The sequence below is a fragment of the Avibacterium paragallinarum genome, assembly GCF_900450705.1.
GTDB classification, from domain to species: domain Bacteria; phylum Pseudomonadota; class Gammaproteobacteria; order Enterobacterales; family Pasteurellaceae; genus Avibacterium; species Avibacterium paragallinarum.
In genome coordinates, this window is record NZ_UGHK01000002.1 from 100,622 (window position 1) to 115,950 (window position 15,329).

The following is a 15,329-nucleotide window of genomic DNA, read 5'->3' on the forward strand; positions in this document are numbered from 1 at the left end:
TGTAGTATAGCATTGTTACTAATCTACTACAGCCCCTAAAATTAATATAAAATAGCAACAAAACCCCGTTATCTGCATCTCGCATACGCCCCAGGCAACAAACCGAGTTGTAGCAATGAGAGCAGATAACATTTCACCAAAAAACCGAACAGTTGCCAGACTTAAACCCGAATGCAAGGCAGGTTAATGATGAATGAACAAACTTATTGTGGTATTGATGTTGCTAAACGTCATTTCGTCATTGGGCTTTCTACCCAAAAACGAACTAAGACCGAAACCAACAATCCGAAAGGGATTGCGCATACCATTGAGTATTTACGTCGTTTCAGTGTGGACTTAATTGTCCTTGAAAGCACCGGTGGGCTTGAACTTCCATTAGCTAAAGCACTCCACCGCACAGGCTTTCGTGTGGTGATTGCTAACCCGCGACAAACCAATCAGTTTGCGATGTCGCAATCACTAGCAAAAACCGACAATAAAGATGCCAAAATGTTGGCTTTTTACGCCCAAATGCTCGCAATGCGTGATAATGTAGCACAGCAGCTTTACATACCACCCACTCCCGAGCAGGAACAGCTTGAAGCCCTTGTTTCACGCCGTAATCAGCTTGTTGAAATGCGTTTTGCGGAGAAAAACCGCCTTGAACAAGTTCATTCCACACAAGTATTCAGTGTTGAACAGCATATCGACTATCTCAGCCTGCGTATTGATGAGCTGGATAGGGAAATCGAACAGCATCTCAAACATTTTGACGATACAATAAAAAAGTTTAAAGACATCAAAGGGTTGGGTACACAAACAATAGCCGTTTTGATGTCAATGTTGCCTGAGTTAGGTCAATACACACATAAACAAATCGCTTCACTTGTTGGTGTTGCACCCCATCCTAAAGAAAGTGGCAACACCAAATGGAAAAGCCGCTGTTCAGGTGGTCGCAAAGCCGTACGAAATGCACTGTATATGGCAACATTTGTTTGTGTGCGTTTTGAGCCTAAACTCAAACAATTTTACGAACGCTTACGTGCTAATGGTAAGGCGTTCAAAGTGGCGATTAACGCCTGTATGCGTAAACTTCTCACCATTTTAAATGCGATTGTCCGCGATGACTCGCAATGGGACGCTCACGCACTTTAATTAACGAATTTGTATTTTTGCTTTTTAGCGGAATACAGTTGCTACGAAAATTTATTTAATTACAATCAGTTACCATTATATTCGAGTGTAGGGGCGGACCTGTGTGTCCGCCCTTTAAAATAATTAATGTAGCTAAACCGCCATAAATGTTAAAATAGGGCGTTTTCAAATTTTCAGGCACAGATTTTGTGCCTTATTATTTTTTGGAGTTGTGATGGAACATCGTTTAGAAGATATTATTGCCATTTTTAATCAATGCTTTGAGCAAGAATATAATACCAAATTGGTTAAAGGGGGCGATGAACCGCTTTATGTGCCAGCGAATGAATACTGCCCTTACAATGCCATTTATTTTGCACGGGGCTTTTACAGTAGCACCTTGCACGAGATTTCGCACTGGCTGATTGCCGGCAAAGAGCGGCGTAAATTAGAAGATTTTGGCTATTGGTACGAACCTGACGGACGTTCTGAACAACGTCAGCGAGAATTTGAGCAAGTGGAAGTAAAGCCACAAGCATTAGAATGGATTTTAGCCACCGCGGCAGGATTTCGCTATATTGCGAGCAGTGATAATCTCAATGGCAACCTCGGCGATACCCAGCCTTTCAAACAAGCCGTTTATGAACAAGTGAAAAGCTATGCCGCGAAAGGGTTACCAAAACGCGCAGAAACCTTACGCCAAGCCCTTGCTAAATTTTACGGCACACCAGAGTGCATTAATTTGGATTTGTTTGACGTGAGTAAAATTTAAGTCAAAAATCAGCGAAATTTGCACCGCTCTTTGTTTACTTATGCTCTAAAAAAGTGCGGTGTAAAATGTTAATAAATTTAACGGAACATTGAATGTTAGCATTAGAAATCAAAGGATTAACCAAAGAATATAAAAACGGGGTCAAAGCCTTGCACGGCATTGATCTGAGTGTTGAAGCAGGGGATTTTTATGCGTTGCTTGGGCATAATGGTGCGGGAAAATCCACCACCATTGGGATTATTTGTTCTTTGGTGAATAAAACATCAGGTGATGTGAAAGTGTTTGGCGCGGATTTGGATAGCAATCCCAGTCAGTTAAAACAGTATATCGGCCTAGTGCCGCAAGAGTTTAACTTTAACCAATTTGAGCGCGTGATTGATATTCTCACCAATCAAGCGGGTTATTATGGTATTCCACGCAAAGAGGCTTTAGTGCGCGCGGAAGTGTGGCTGAAAAAGCTCGATTTGTGGGATAAACGCCATCAGCAATCACGCCAACTTTCAGGGGGAATGAAACGCCGTTTAATGATTGTGCGCGCCTTAATGCATCACCCTAAATTGCTGATTCTTGATGAGCCTACGGCGGGCGTGGATATTGAACTGCGCCGCACAATGTGGGAGTTTTTGCGTGAGCTAAATCAGCAAGGCACAACGATTATTCTTACCACGCACTATTTGGAAGAAGCGGAAATGCTCTGTCGTCATATTGGCATTATTCAGCACGGGCGTTTAGTGGTAAATATGTCAATGAAAGCCTTATTGGCGAAGCTGGAAACGGAAACCTTTATTTTTGATTTAGCGCCGCAAGCGGTTAAGCCTGAAATAATGGGTTACAACGTCACTTGGTTAGATAACAATACGCTTGAAGTGGAAGTGAAAAGAGAACAGGGTTTAAATCAGCTATTTTTACAACTGACGCAACAAGGTGTGCAAGTGTTGAGTATGCGTAATAAAGCCAACCGTTTAGAAGAATTATTTGTTTCAATGGCATTGAATAAAGGAGTGCAATAATGAGTTTAGCTTGGGTTGCCTTTCAAACTATTTGGGGCTGTCCTAGATAACAACTAAAAAATCTATTTAGGTTAGAATGAACCAATGAGAAAAAGTCGTCTAAGTCAGCACAAACAAAATAAACTCATTGAGCTATTTGTTGCAGGTGTTACTGCAAGGACAGCAGCAGAGTTAGTCAATGTAAACAAAACGACTGCCGCATATTACTTTCATCGTTTACGCCAACTCATCTATCAAAACAGCCTTCACTTAGAGATGTTTGAAGGTGAAATTGAAGCCGATGAAAGTGATCTGCACCCCAAAAGTTGGACTAAATAACCAACTGATTAAGGTGCAGATTTTTTATGACTAAATATACTCAACGTTTCAAACAACAAGTGCTCGACTTTTATCATCAAAATGGAAAAAACCGTTCGCTTACTCGCCAGTATTTTCAGCTTCCCCAAAGCACGTTAGCACGTTGGATTGCGAAATTTAATCATAATGGAATCAATGGATTAGCTGTGTTAGGTAAAAAACGATGTTATTCTGTTGAGTTTAAATTAAAGGTTATTCAAGCTATCAAAAAAGGCCAGTGCTCCGCTGAAGCCGCCTGCTTTCGCTTTGATATCCCCAGTTCAGGGATAATTAGTCAATGGTTGCAACGCTTTGAAAAACAAGGTATAGATGGGTTATTACTCAAACCTAAAGGTCGTCCAAGTATGAAACTCAACTCACCTAAAATGCCACCAACGCCCAAAACAGAAGAAGAACGCTTGCGTTACCGAATTTTGGAATTAGAAGCGGAGAATGCAATGCTAAAAAAGTTGCAGGAACTCAACCAACAAAAAATGCAGAAAAAGCCGTCATCGTAAATGCCTTACGCTCGCGTTTCCCGTTGGAATTGTTACTCAGGCTAATCGGATTGGCACGCAGTTCGTTCTTTTATCATCTCAAGCCAAAGTCGGATAAAAATGTAGCGATTTCACAGAAAATAGAGGAAATTTATCGCAAAAATGACGAAAATTATGGTTATCGTCGAATTACCTTGGAATTAAGGAAATACTTGATTATCAACCACAAAAGGGGGCAAGCGATAATGCAACGTTTGGGGTTAAAAGGAAAAAGTAAGCAGAAAAAATATCGTTCTTACCAAGGCAAAGTGGGACACATTGCCGATAATCTGTTGCAACGGGATTTTACGGCAACGATGCCGAATGAGAAGTGGGTAACGGATATCACCGAGTTCAAATGTGCGGAAGGCAAAGTGTATTTATCGCCGATTAAAGACTTGTTTAATAACGAAATTATTGCTTATGATGTGGCGAGAAGTCCGAATTTTGAGCAGATAACCAGAATGTTGACCCAGGCGGTGAACCGATTAGCGGGGGAAAAACCGATACTGCATTCCGACCAAGGATGGCAGTATCAAATGATGGGTTATCGGGAGATATTGAAAAAACACGGTATTACGCAAAGTATGTCGAGAAAAGGTAATTGCCTTGATAATGGTGCGATGGAAAGCTTTTTCGGGCGATTGAAGACGGAATGTTACTTTGGCAAGCGGTTTGAAACCTTTGAACAGCTTGAAAAAGTGATTCACGAGTACATTCATTACTACAACAATGAGCGTATTCAAGCGAAGCTCAAAGGACTAAGCCCTGTGGAATACAGAACTCAGTCCTTGAATGAAATTAGAATATAGTCTAACTTTTTGGGGGTAGATCAATCTGAAGCAGTTTTTTTCCTTACTGACCCAATCCCCAAAAGGAATCTGCCCGCTGATTCTTACCTTTCAAGAGGATAACTAAAACGGCATTAATTGCCGTTTGTTCTGAGCGGTAACATTATTATTTTTTGAGCAATTTAGTTAGAGGAAGAAATAGGGTGTTCTGCCGCTCAAGAAAAGCAATAAAGCCTAGTTTGCGGTAAAACACCATGGCTTGTTCATCTTTCGCATTAACTAATAAGGCGGCAACGGCAAGATTTGAATCTTTGATTTTACTGATAGCATCAGCAATGAGAAACTTGCCATAACCACGACCAATAAAGCGTTCATCAATCGCCAATCGTCCAATTAATGCGGCAGGAATATTGGGATAACGAATTTCTTGTTTGATTTGTATTTCAGGAATATCGCTCACATTAATTGCGGTGGCGGAAAGCGTGTAATAACCAATAATTTGAGCGGGTTTTTGATGTACTAAGATGAAACATTTTGATAATGCTTTTCTTTCATCTTGTGAAACTTGGGTGTAGAAATAGCGATTTAACTCAGGCGAAAGACTGCAGAAAGATTTTCTCTCTATTTTTAACTGGGAGAGGGTGATGACATCAATATTATCCAAATCAATCTGCACGAGTATTTTTCCTTGCTAAAAATTGTTGGTGCATTGAAAGGGCTTCTTCCATTGCGGGATTGATCTCATAAGAATCAAGATGTTCCAATAAATGTGCTTGATCTGCCACAGATAATTGTATGGATTGGTGTTCTGCAATTGTTTTTACGGATTCTTTATACACGACATCAATAATAAAATCTGTTATCGTACGTCCCGTAATTGCCGCGGCTTGTTTAAATAATTGATAAATTTCAGGATTTACTTTTGCTTCTAAGCGTGCTTTGGCTGTTTTCACTTGCATAATATTTTCCTACTGCGTTAATGATGGGTAAAATTATACGGCTGCCAGCCGTATAATTCAAGGATAAGGAAAGAATTTTCTACGATTGAATAATCTCATAACAAGGCTCATAAGCCTCGCCGTCAGGCAATTTCATTCGGTGTTGTTCGATGAAATCTTGTAACACCTTGTCTACCTTTTGCATTAAATCCTTATCTCCTTTGAGCTGGAATTTGCCTAGCTCAGCGATGCGATCTTGCGTATCAGGTTTGATATTGCCAGCCACAATGCCAGAAAACACACGGCGTAAATTAGCGGCAAGGCTCACTTTGCTTTGATTCATATGAAGATCAAGATTTGCCATATTTTCGTGGGTTGGAATAAAAGGCGTTTGAAATTCTGGATCGATTTTTAACGACCAATTAAAACCATAGGCTTCGTTATTTTCGTAGCGTGATTGGCGAATTTTTTCCATTGCCGATTTCATATGACGAGCCACCGCCGCAGGATCATCAATGATAATTTGATACAAAGATTGTGCCTCTTCGCCCAACGTTTCGCCGATAAAGCGATCAATGGTGGCAAAATAATCCGAACTTTCTTTTGGCCCAGTCAAGATAAGTGGAAGCAGTTGGGCTTGATTGGCTGGGTTGAGTTTTATGCCCAGAATATACAGTAATTCCTCAAATGTCCCTGGTCCACCAGGGAAAATGATAATGCCGTGTCCCATTCGCACAAAGGCTTCAAGGCGTTTTTCAATGTCAGGCATAATGATCAGCTCATTAACAATTGGGTTAGGTGGCTCAGAAGCAATGATTGAAGGTTCAGTGATGCCAATAAAACGGTTGTTTTTATAGCGTTGGTTGGAATGGCCAATCGCCGCCCCTTTCATCGGTGCTTCCATCACACCCGGCCCGCAGCCCGTTACGATATTCAGCTCTCGATGCCCTAACTCTAGCCCCACCGCACGGCAATATTGGTACTCTGTTTGATTGATAGAATGCCCACCCCAACACACCACGAGATTAGGCAATTCGCCCACAATTAAGGCTTTGGCATTACGCAAAATGGAAAAAACTTGGTTGGTGATGGATTCGCTGTCTTGCTTATGGCAAGGGTTAATGCGTTGGTTCAGCACATTTACAAACACAATATCACGCAGCACCGCAAAAAGATGATACTGAATATTGCGGATAATATGCTGATCCACAAACGCACTTTCAGGGGGATTATATAATTTCAGCGTAATGCCTCGCTCTGTTGCCACTAGCTCAATGTCAAAATCGGGATATTGGCTGAGCAATTTACGGCTATCATCCGTTACCGCACCAGAATTCAGCACCGCAAGCGAGCAGTTGCGATAAAGTTGATACAACGCACTTTTCGCCTGCTTTGTTAGCATTTCCACTTCAAAATGGGAGAGCTGTTCCATACTCCCACGGGGATTCACATAATGAATATTCGCCATTACGACCTCCTATTGTCTGGCTAAGCGTGCATTGTGCGGCACGGTTTCAAAGTTCGAGCGGAACGGATTAATATCCAACCCACCGCGGCGTGTGTAACGGGCGTAAACGGTGAGCTTTTCAGGCTGAGCAAAACGCATTAAATCACAATAAATTCGCTCAACGCATTGTTCGTGAAATTCGTTATGCTGACGGAAAGAAACCAAATAACGCAACAAATTCTCGCGGTCAATCCGTTTGCCCACATAATGAATTTGCAACGAACCCCAGTCGGGTTGTTGTGTGATTAAACAATTTGATTTTAACAAATGGCTGACTAAATATTCTTCGACAACCTGTTCGCCTTGCGTGCTGTTTTCCAAATAATGTGGGTTAAATTGATAATCGGTGATTTCAATATCTTGTTCATCAATACATTCACCTTGTAGGCTGGCAATAAAAGTGCGGTCATAATTTGCTAAAGAATTTAACCGCACTTTGACTTGCCCTTTGGCACAATCCGCTAAATCCTGTTGCAAAATCTGTTGCACTTGGGCAGAGCTGTCAAAATGGCTTTGATTGAAGCTGTTGAGATAGAGCTTAAAACTTTTTGATTCGATCAAATTCTCGCTACGAAAATCAATTTCCACGTCCGCAATCGCCACTTGCGGCACACCTTTGGGATTAAGCCACGAGATTTCATAAGCCGTCCAAATATCTGCGCCAAAGGTAAAAGGCTGTGTTGCCACAATGCCAAGCTGTTCACGGTTTAATTGACGTGGCACAGCTTGCAATAAAGTGCGGTCATAATGTTGTGCATATTTTGTTTCTTGCCCTAATTTTAAGGCGTGTAAACTTTGGTGGTTGTAATTCATATTTTTCCTTGTTTTATTATTTCATATCTTCTAAAGCAAAAACTTCTTTACTTAATATTTCTTTGATTTGCTTTTGCGTTAATCCAGCGTCAATGAGATTTTTTTCTAGCATTGCTAATCTTTGATTAAATCTTTGTTTTGCCTGATGAATTTGATAAGCAATGAAATCAGCATTAAGATCACTTTCGATACGATAAAATTTGGGGCTGTCCTAGATAACAACTAAAAAATCTATTTAGGTTAGAATGAACCAATGAGAAAAAGTCGTCTAAGTCAGCACAAACAAAATAAACTCATTGAGCTATTTGTTGCAGGTGTTACTGCAAGGACAGCAGCAGAGTTAGTCAATGTAAACAAAACGACTGCCGCATATTACTTTCATCGTTTACGCCAACTCATCTATCAAAACAGCCTTCACTTAGAGATGTTTGAAGGTGAAATTGAAGCCGATGAAAGTTATTTTGGCGGTGCTCGCAAAGGCAAACGTGGTCGTGGTGCGGCAGGGAAAATTGCGGTATTCGGGCTTCTCAAGCGCAATGGCAAGGTTTATACCGTTGCGGTTCCAAATACGCAATCTGCCACCTTGTTACCCATTATTCGGGAGCAGGTAAAGCCTGATAGTATTGTTTACACCGATAATTATCGTAGTTATGACGTGCTTGATGTGAGTGAATTTAGTCATTTTCGTATCAATCACAGCACACATTTTGCTGAAAATCATAACCACATTAACGGAATTGAGAATTTTTGAAGCCAAGCAAAACGCCATTTACGCAAATTTAATGGTATCCCAAAAGCACATTTTGAGCTTTATTTAAAGGAATGTGAATGGCGTTTTAATTACAGCAACATAAAAAGTCAAATTTCTATTTTAAAACAATTGGTTAAAGGGAGTTTAGTCTAGTTATCTAGGACAGCCCCTAAAATTTAATATTTGAAGTACAAGGATAAAACCAATCGAATTTAGCGGTAAGTTCTTGGATTGCAATTGTGCCGTGTGCTTCACTAATCCCTTCTCTGCCTAAATAAACGCTTCCTTGTAAATTATCAAAGCCGTGTTGTTCTAATACATTTCTAATATCATAATAGGCATTGTTATAGCTATTTCCGTGATAGTTCTCTTTAAGGCAATTTGTATCCATATCAAAAGTAATTAAATAACGGCTCATTGTTTTATTCCTTTTATTACAGTTATGTTAAGCAAATATAGTCTTTTATTATTTTTATTGCCAGTGCCAAGATAAATTTGATACCAAACGGCAGTCATCACATTTAAAATCAAACAGATCAAAGTGCGGTGCGTTTAACGCCCAGTTTTTATTACAGCTTGGACAGCGGCGTTGTTGTTCTGCGGCCAAACTTTCGCCACCAATGCGATATAAATAATAGTAAGTCGGAATGCCGGTGTATTGCTCAATTTCTTGGCATAAGGCATAACCGTGTTTGGATAAATTGCTGTGCAAATCAGAAATTTCAGCAAGGGCTTGGCTTTCTAGAGCCGTGCCGTTCATTTGTAACTGATCGCAAGCCTGCCAATTTTCTTGCCATTTGATGAGGTCTAAACTCAAGTGCGGTGCATTTTTGAAAAATTTATACAGTGGAACAGGCAAGTTATCATCGCCACTGTGCAACGGTGAGCAAGATTGTAAATAGGTGGTGTAAAGCACTTGCCAGCTTGGTCGCTCGCCTTGATAGGTGAGATCAGAATTTATGTCATCGGCAATCACTTGAAAACTATCAAAATTTATCCCCGCACTTTGTGCCTTACCTAAGGCATTTTGTACTGATGAATTATTAAATTCGGGCAACAAGCTTTGTTGTTCGGGGCAAACTACACGCACAGCAATGCCTTGCTGAGCTTCTAATTCAGCGTGAAAAAGGGGAATTTCTCGCCCAAGAATTTGCCCGTTATAACGCCATTGTTCAATCACTTGATTAATCAATGGGTAAACCGCATTGTTGGGTTCGGTAAGGGTAAAAAAAGCTTCAATTAAATACATTCTCTGCCTTAATTTATAGGAAAGCGATTGCGTTTTTTCGCACTTAGCTTTGTGGTATCATAACGCCTTTGTTTCTGCACGAAAGGTGAATGCCACATTTTAGGCAGAATAAGATGAGAAAGCAAATTAAGGAAACCACAATGCGTGAACAAACAAAATATCAGTTACAACAGTTACAAAAAGCAATGGAAGAATTAGCCCTTTGGCAAGCCGTTGCACCTGAAGCGGCAGCATTTGATAGCGTTGAGCCGTTTTGCATCGACACAATGAATGCATACGAATGGTTGCAATGGGTGTTTATTCCGAGAATGTATGCCGTTATTGAAAGCAACGAACCGTTACCGCACAAAATGGCGATTGTGCCTTATATTGAAGAAGCCTTAAAAGAAAAGGATATTGTGGAAGTGCAACGCTTAATTGAGCCGTTGAAAGCCATCGAAGAAATTTGCAGTGCTCAAAATGACCGTGCTTAATATTCTTTACCAAGATGAATATTTAGTTGCGGTGAATAAGCCAGCGGGAATGTTGGTACATCGTAGCTGGCTTGATCGCCACGAAACCCAATTTGTGATGCAAACTTTGCGTGATCAAATTGGGCAGCACGTTTTTCCTATTCATCGCTTAGATCGCCCGACATCTGGCGTGTTGCTGTTTGCCTTGAATGGGGAAATTGCCAAATTGCTGTGTGAACAATTTGAACAAAAGCAGGTGGAAAAAAGCTATTTGGCGGTGGTGCGTGGTTATTTGAAAGAGCAGGGCAGGATTGATTATCCGCTGAAAGTTCAATTAGATAAAATTGCCGATAAATTTTCTCAGCAAGATAAAGCACCGCAAGACGCAATCACAAATTATGAAGGCTTAAAAACAGTGGAAATGCCTTATGGGGTAGGGCGTTATCAAACCAGCCGTTATTCTTTGGTTAGACTCATTCCACATACGGGCAGAAAACATCAGTTACGTCGTCACTTAAAGCATATTTTTCACCCTATCTTAGGGGATACGCAATATGGCGATTTACATCAAAACCGCGCTTTAACCGAACATACTGGCGTGCAACGGCTAATGTTACACGCAGAAACGCTTGCGTTTAACCACCCTATAACAAAAAATCGGTTAAAAATCACCGCACCTTTAGATGAACAATGGCAATGCTTATTCGATGCGTTTTCTTGGAATGGGGTAGCGTAAACGTGCAAAAAGAAAAGATGAAACATCAAATGCGTAAAAATACGAGAAATTTCCTAGGAATTTCAAAGTGCGGTGCTTTTTTCGTTTGTTTTTTTGTTAAAGCTCTTGTATAATTGCCCGACCCTGTGAATGTGTCGGCTTTCCCACCGCACATTATTTTATCGAGATCACACTCGAAGGGGTGAAGATTGAGATTCATGGTTGTGTTCAAATTTGAACACTGGGTATTAATATTATTTTATTGGTAATTAATTAATGAAAACTTTTGTAGCAAAACCAGAAACGGTTAAACGCGACTGGTATGTAGTAGATGCGACAGGTAAAACTTTAGGTCGTTTAGCGACTGAATTAGCACGTCGCCTTCGTGGTAAACATAAAGCTGAATATACTCCACACGTTGATACAGGTGATTACATCATCGTTATCAATGCGGACAAAGTTGCCGTAACAGGTAAAAAAGAAAGCGATAAAATTTACTACTGGCACACTGGCTATGTAGGTGGTATCAAACAAGCGACATTTAAAGAAATGATTGCTCGCCGTCCAGAAGCTGTGATTGAAATTGCGGTTAAAGGTATGTTGCCAAAAGGTCCATTAGGCCGTGCAATGTATCGTAAATTGAAAGTGTACGCTGGGCCTAACCACGAACACGCAGCACAACAACCACAAGTTTTAGATATTTAATCACGAGGTGAAAAAAATGGCAGAGAATCAAAACTACGGCACAGGTCGCCGCAAAAGCTCTTCAGCTCGTGTATTTATCAAACCGGGCAGTGGTAAAATCACTATTAACCAACGCGAATTAGACGTTTATTTCGGTCGCGAAACTTCTCGTATGATCGTACGTCAACCATTAGAGTTGGTTGAATTAACTGATAAATTAGACCTATACATCACAGTTAAAGGTGGTGGTATTTCTGGTCAAGCGGGTGCAATCCGTCACGGTATCACTCGTGCATTAATTGAATACGATGAAACATTACGTCCAGCATTACGTGCAGCAGGCTTTGTTACTCGTGATGCTCGTCGCGTTGAGCGTAAAAAAGTGGGTTTACACAAAGCACGTCGTCGCCCACAATACTCAAAACGTTAATACATTCTGTATTCAAATTTCATTTCAAATGGCAAGTTTCAACTTGCCATTTTTCTTTTCTATCAGTCATCTCTATTTTTTCGAACCACTTCCACAAATAGCCTGTACCTTAGCTTTCTATTAGGCATTGATAAGGATATAAACAACAGAGTACGGAGCTAAATAACAAAGAATTTCAATGTATTATCAATAGGATAGCCGGATAAACGATAAATTTACTTAGCTATTTCACAAGAAATTATGCTAGAATAGTGCGTTATATTTTTAAAGATAAATTTAGATTTCGCGGAGGAATAAATGACTAGTGCGGCAAATAAACGATCAATAATGACGCTTTTTTCAAATAAAGAAGATATTTACTGCCATCAAGTACGCATTGTTTTAGCTGAAAAAGGGGTAGCTTACGAAACAGAAGAAATCAGCCCAAATACGATTTCTGAAGATTTAATGGAATTAAACCCTTATGGCACATTGCCGACTTTAGTCGATCGCGATCTTGTCTTATTCAATTCTCGTATTATTATGGAATATCTTGATGAACGCTTTCCGCATCCGCCATTAATGCCAGTTTACCCCGTATCACGTGGCAAAAGCCGCTTATTAATGTTAAGAATTGAGCAAGATTGGTATTCTTTGCTCACTAAAGCAGAAAAAGGCGATGATACTGAACGGGCAGCAGCATTAAAACAATTAAAAGAAGAGCTTCTGGCCATTGGTCCAATTTTTAATCAAACTCCCTACTTTATGAGCGAAGAATTTAGTCTTGTTGATTGCTATGTTGCACCGTTATTGTGGCGTATGCGGCAGCTAGGCATTGAATTTACTGGGGCGGGTAGCAAAGCTATTCGCAATTATATTGAACGAGTATCCCAACGTGATTCATTTAGACAATCAGTAGGGGAATTAGCACCAAGAAATTTAATGGATGATAAATAATTTATGAAACGTAAACCTTCTCCTAAACGCCCTTATTTATTAAGGGCTTATTATGATTGGCTGATCGATAATGACTATACGCCATATTTGGTTGTTGATGCTACCTATCCAGAAGTCAAGGTACCTGAAGAATATGTGCAAGACGGGCAAATTGTGCTGAATGTGTCGAGTAATGCTACGGGGAATTTGGCATTAACCAATGATTTTATTCAATTTAACGCACGTTTTCGAGGTGTGCCGCAAGAAGTGTTTGTTCCAATGGGGGCTGCTATGGCAATCTACGCTCGAGAAAATGGCGATGGAATTATGTTTGAGCCTGAAGAAATCTACGAAGAAGTAGAGAAGGGGCAACAAATTAAAGCAAGCCAGCCATTAAGTTTTGTTGAAGCTGTCGATCCTCCTAAAGAAAACCCTAAGCAAACAGAGCAACAAAAAAGTAAAAAATCGCCACCTAAACTCCGTTTTGTTGATTAACATAAAAAAATCTGTGCCATTGGTACAGATTTTTTTGTAAATATTGCCAATACATCTATTCACCCTTCATTTGCTTTTGTTATTGAATTATTGAAAATTAATAAAAATTTGTAATAAACAATTGAAATTCTCACCGTCTAAACTAATAAAAGCACCTGTATTTAAAATCATATTAATAATAAACCGAGAAGCAGAATACGCTATTTTAAAATTGAGTCACTCAACTCTTATTTTTACCAAAATAATTTTTAGAATACTCATCGTTATTCCGTTTTATTCTTCTATAATAATTTCAAATCGTTACATTGTAACGATTTAAATTTTATTACCTTGATATAATTTCTTTGAATGCTAAACAAATAGCAACCCACATTTCACCTAATAATGCTTACTCATAATATCTAAAAATTCACATTCTTTCTTTTACGATTAATACTCAATAACGAAAGTGAACGAGGGCAAGGGTTAGACAAGTAGCTATGTTACTTTTTATTCCTTTTATTTAACATAATATTCATTATGCGAAATATGTTATCGGGTTAGTAAAAACTACGAATTAAATAAATCACAGACTTATGCATAAATCACTTTTACTAGTTAAACGAGATAAAATCAAGGAAACTCACAACGTTGTAACGCATTACTTTAATGGCTTACGCACTGAATGGAATAAAATGTAAAGAAAGATTAAAGAATTATGAAGCGAAAAGATTCATTGCTATTAACGGGTTACTTAAATAAAATTCAAATAAGGACGTAATGCTAAAAATATGATTAATGAGATAAATAACAAATGAAGATAACCACTTTGCAGATATTGATTTCGTGCTTAGTTGCTTTGGCTCTCTTTTTAATTGCCGTATTTAGGCAAAGAAAACCTCGCCCATTAGACGGGCGTTTATATAAAAGAACAAGGTTAATGAATCATTCTGAACAGCGATTATTTCAAAAATTAAAAATGGCGTTTCCCAATTACTATATTTTCCCTCAAATCCCCTTTTCTTGTATTGCAACACCGAAACAATACAACCAGAAGTTATTTTGGAAGATCAATCAAAAACGCGTTGATTTTCTCCTTTGCAATCAACAATTAGAAGCCTTGTTGATTATTGAGCTTGACGGGCCTATTCATAAGAGCAAAAAACAATCAGATAAAGAAAGAGATAAGTTTTTCAAATGTATTGGGTTAAATACATTAAGAATTGATGTTGAAGCACTAAAAGCATTAGATTTAGAAACGTTGAAAAAGCAGGTTTGGGAGAAAATAAAAAACTGAAACTGCCCCTTGTTTTCTGCAAAATAAAACGTGGGAACTTTACAGAAAAAATGAAAGAACCATTACTAAAGCGAGATTGAACAAGGAAAACAATAAAAATAGCTAAGTGATTGATTCTATTGAATTGTTAAAACAGAAAAGATACAAAAATAAGGATTGGTGGAGCTGGGGGGAGTTGAACCCCCGTCCGAAACTACTCTACCTTCAGCACTACACGTTTAGTCTATCTTTAATTTCACTTAACCACTGCGGACAGACACGCGATAGTTAAGCTAGCTTGATTTAATTTAACGTTTCGATCCTCAAGCGGAGGCGTCCACGCGATCTCGTTTGGGTTTGACTCCTCTTTATCCCCGTCTTACGAGCGGAAGCTGGGGAGAGAAGGCTATGAGCAGGTTATTAAGCTGCTAAAGCGTATTGTTCGTCGTTTGCGACTATTTTTTGCGGTTTATTTACGAGGCCTACCGCACCTCGACGTGCACCTTGGGCTTCGCTAATCCCGTCGAATCCAGAATCAGCCCCAAAATTTCCGTTAATTCTAGCAAA

17 protein-coding genes, 1 other RNA gene and 2 pseudogenes are annotated in these 15,329 nt (G+C 39.4%); 13 read left to right on the forward strand and 7 right to left on the reverse strand.

The features are described 5' to 3' along the window. Nucleotides 1–186: 186 nt before the first annotated feature. The 5 genes and pseudogenes from DXZ23_RS04960 to DXZ23_RS04980 all read left to right on the forward strand — a co-directional run bounded on the left by DXZ23_RS04960 (nt 187) and on the right by DXZ23_RS04980 (nt 4,579). Entirely contained in the window at nt 187–1,134 is a 948-nt protein-coding gene (locus DXZ23_RS04960) for an IS110 family transposase (RefSeq protein WP_017805811.1), read from the forward strand. Between the two features lie 214 nt (nt 1,135–1,348). Then, complete coding sequence (locus tag DXZ23_RS04965; RefSeq protein ID WP_017807520.1) at nt 1,349–1,885, forward strand: elongation factor P hydroxylase; 537 nt, start codon at nt 1,349–1,351, stop codon at nt 1,883–1,885. A gap of 92 nt (nt 1,886–1,977) precedes the next feature. After that, nucleotides 1,978–2,895: an ABC transporter ATP-binding protein gene (locus tag DXZ23_RS04970; protein ID WP_017807521.1), complete on the forward strand. Its 918-nt coding sequence runs from the start codon at nt 1,978–1,980 to the stop codon at nt 2,893–2,895. 84 nt (nt 2,896–2,979) lie between these two features. Beyond that, nucleotides 2,980–3,183 (forward strand): annotated as a pseudogene (locus tag DXZ23_RS04975) (IS1595 family transposase); the annotation flags it as partial. Nucleotides 3,184–3,239: 56 nt separating this feature from the next. Continuing rightward, nucleotides 3,240–4,579, forward strand: a protein-coding gene (locus DXZ23_RS04980) for an IS3 family transposase (RefSeq protein WP_114995442.1) whose coding sequence is annotated in 2 segments (ribosomal slippage) — nt 3,240–3,690 and nt 3,690–4,579 — 1,341 coding nt in all. Because the reading frame shifts where the segments join, the coding sequence is not laid out codon by codon here. 145 nt (nt 4,580–4,724) lie between these two features. Here DXZ23_RS04980 and DXZ23_RS04985 read toward each other — a convergent pair. The 4 genes from DXZ23_RS04985 to queF form a co-directional block, all read right to left on the reverse strand. Next, the gene (locus tag DXZ23_RS04985) at nt 4,725–5,234 is read right to left on the reverse strand and encodes a GNAT family N-acetyltransferase (RefSeq protein ID WP_017807407.1); all 510 of its coding nucleotides are present in this window, start codon (nt 5,232–5,234) and stop codon (nt 4,725–4,727) included. Further along, nucleotides 5,224–5,517 carry a type II toxin-antitoxin system TacA family antitoxin gene (locus tag DXZ23_RS04990; RefSeq protein WP_017807408.1) on the reverse strand — a complete coding sequence of 98 codons (294 nt, stop codon included), beginning with the start codon at nt 5,515–5,517 and terminating at the stop codon, nt 5,224–5,226. Before DXZ23_RS04990 ends, DXZ23_RS04985 begins: the two co-directional genes overlap by 11 nt. A 79-nt stretch (nt 5,518–5,596) precedes the next feature. After that, on the reverse strand, nt 5,597–6,964 hold the full coding sequence (ppnN, locus tag DXZ23_RS04995; RefSeq protein WP_017807409.1) for a nucleotide 5'-monophosphate nucleosidase PpnN: 1,368 nt from the start codon (nt 6,962–6,964) through the stop codon (nt 5,597–5,599). A 9-nt stretch (nt 6,965–6,973) separates the two neighbouring features. Further along, nucleotides 6,974–7,816 carry an NADPH-dependent 7-cyano-7-deazaguanine reductase QueF gene (queF, locus tag DXZ23_RS05000; RefSeq protein ID WP_017807410.1) on the reverse strand — a complete coding sequence of 281 codons (843 nt, stop codon included), beginning with the start codon at nt 7,814–7,816 and terminating at the stop codon, nt 6,974–6,976. Between the two features lie 253 nt (nt 7,817–8,069). Here queF and DXZ23_RS05005 point away from each other — a divergent pair. Further along, nucleotides 8,070–8,720: pseudogene (locus tag DXZ23_RS05005) on the forward strand (IS1595-like element ISHpa1 family transposase). 16 nt (nt 8,721–8,736) lie between these two features. Here the strand turns inward: DXZ23_RS05005 and DXZ23_RS05010 are convergent. Continuing rightward, nucleotides 8,737–8,985: a hypothetical protein gene (locus DXZ23_RS05010; protein WP_017806620.1), complete on the reverse strand. Its 249-nt coding sequence runs from the start codon at nt 8,983–8,985 to the stop codon at nt 8,737–8,739. Nucleotides 8,986–9,039: 54 nt separating this feature from the next. Next, nucleotides 9,040–9,816, reverse strand: a complete 777-nt coding sequence (locus tag DXZ23_RS05015) for a Zn-ribbon-containing protein (RefSeq protein ID WP_017806619.1) — start codon at nt 9,814–9,816, stop codon at nt 9,040–9,042. A gap of 140 nt (nt 9,817–9,956) precedes the next feature. Here DXZ23_RS05015 and DXZ23_RS05020 point away from each other — a divergent pair, with 140 nt between their 5' ends. From DXZ23_RS05020 to DXZ23_RS05050, 7 genes are all read left to right on the forward strand, one after another. Beyond that, nucleotides 9,957–10,289 (forward strand): YqcC family protein, encoded by a 333-nt coding sequence (locus DXZ23_RS05020; protein WP_017806618.1) that lies wholly within the window; start codon nt 9,957–9,959, stop codon nt 10,287–10,289. After that, complete coding sequence (truC, locus tag DXZ23_RS05025) at nt 10,282–11,004, forward strand: tRNA pseudouridine(65) synthase TruC (protein WP_026138566.1); 723 nt, start codon at nt 10,282–10,284, stop codon at nt 11,002–11,004. The genes DXZ23_RS05020 and truC overlap by 8 nt, the downstream gene beginning before the upstream one ends. A gap of 255 nt (nt 11,005–11,259) precedes the next feature. Further along, complete coding sequence (rplM, locus tag DXZ23_RS05030) at nt 11,260–11,688, forward strand: 50S ribosomal protein L13 (protein WP_017806616.1); 429 nt, start codon at nt 11,260–11,262, stop codon at nt 11,686–11,688. Nucleotides 11,689–11,704: 16 nt separating this feature from the next. Then, nucleotides 11,705–12,097: a 30S ribosomal protein S9 gene (rpsI, locus tag DXZ23_RS05035; protein ID WP_017806615.1), complete on the forward strand. Its 393-nt coding sequence runs from the start codon at nt 11,705–11,707 to the stop codon at nt 12,095–12,097. A gap of 297 nt (nt 12,098–12,394) precedes the next feature. After that, nucleotides 12,395–13,033 (forward strand): stringent starvation protein SspA, encoded by a 639-nt coding sequence (sspA, locus tag DXZ23_RS05040; protein WP_026138565.1) that lies wholly within the window; start codon nt 12,395–12,397, stop codon nt 13,031–13,033. 3 nt (nt 13,034–13,036) lie between these two features. Then, nucleotides 13,037–13,507 (forward strand): ClpXP protease specificity-enhancing factor, encoded by a 471-nt coding sequence (locus DXZ23_RS05045; protein ID WP_017806613.1) that lies wholly within the window; start codon nt 13,037–13,039, stop codon nt 13,505–13,507. A gap of 793 nt (nt 13,508–14,300) precedes the next feature. Beyond that, complete coding sequence (locus DXZ23_RS05050; RefSeq protein ID WP_081603142.1) at nt 14,301–14,783, forward strand: DUF2726 domain-containing protein; 483 nt, start codon at nt 14,301–14,303, stop codon at nt 14,781–14,783. Nucleotides 14,784–14,940: 157 nt separating this feature from the next. Here the strand turns inward: DXZ23_RS05050 and ssrA are convergent. Then, nucleotides 14,941–15,305, reverse strand: a transfer-messenger RNA (tmRNA) gene (ssrA, locus tag DXZ23_RS05055). Nucleotides 15,306–15,329 lie beyond the last annotated feature (24 nt).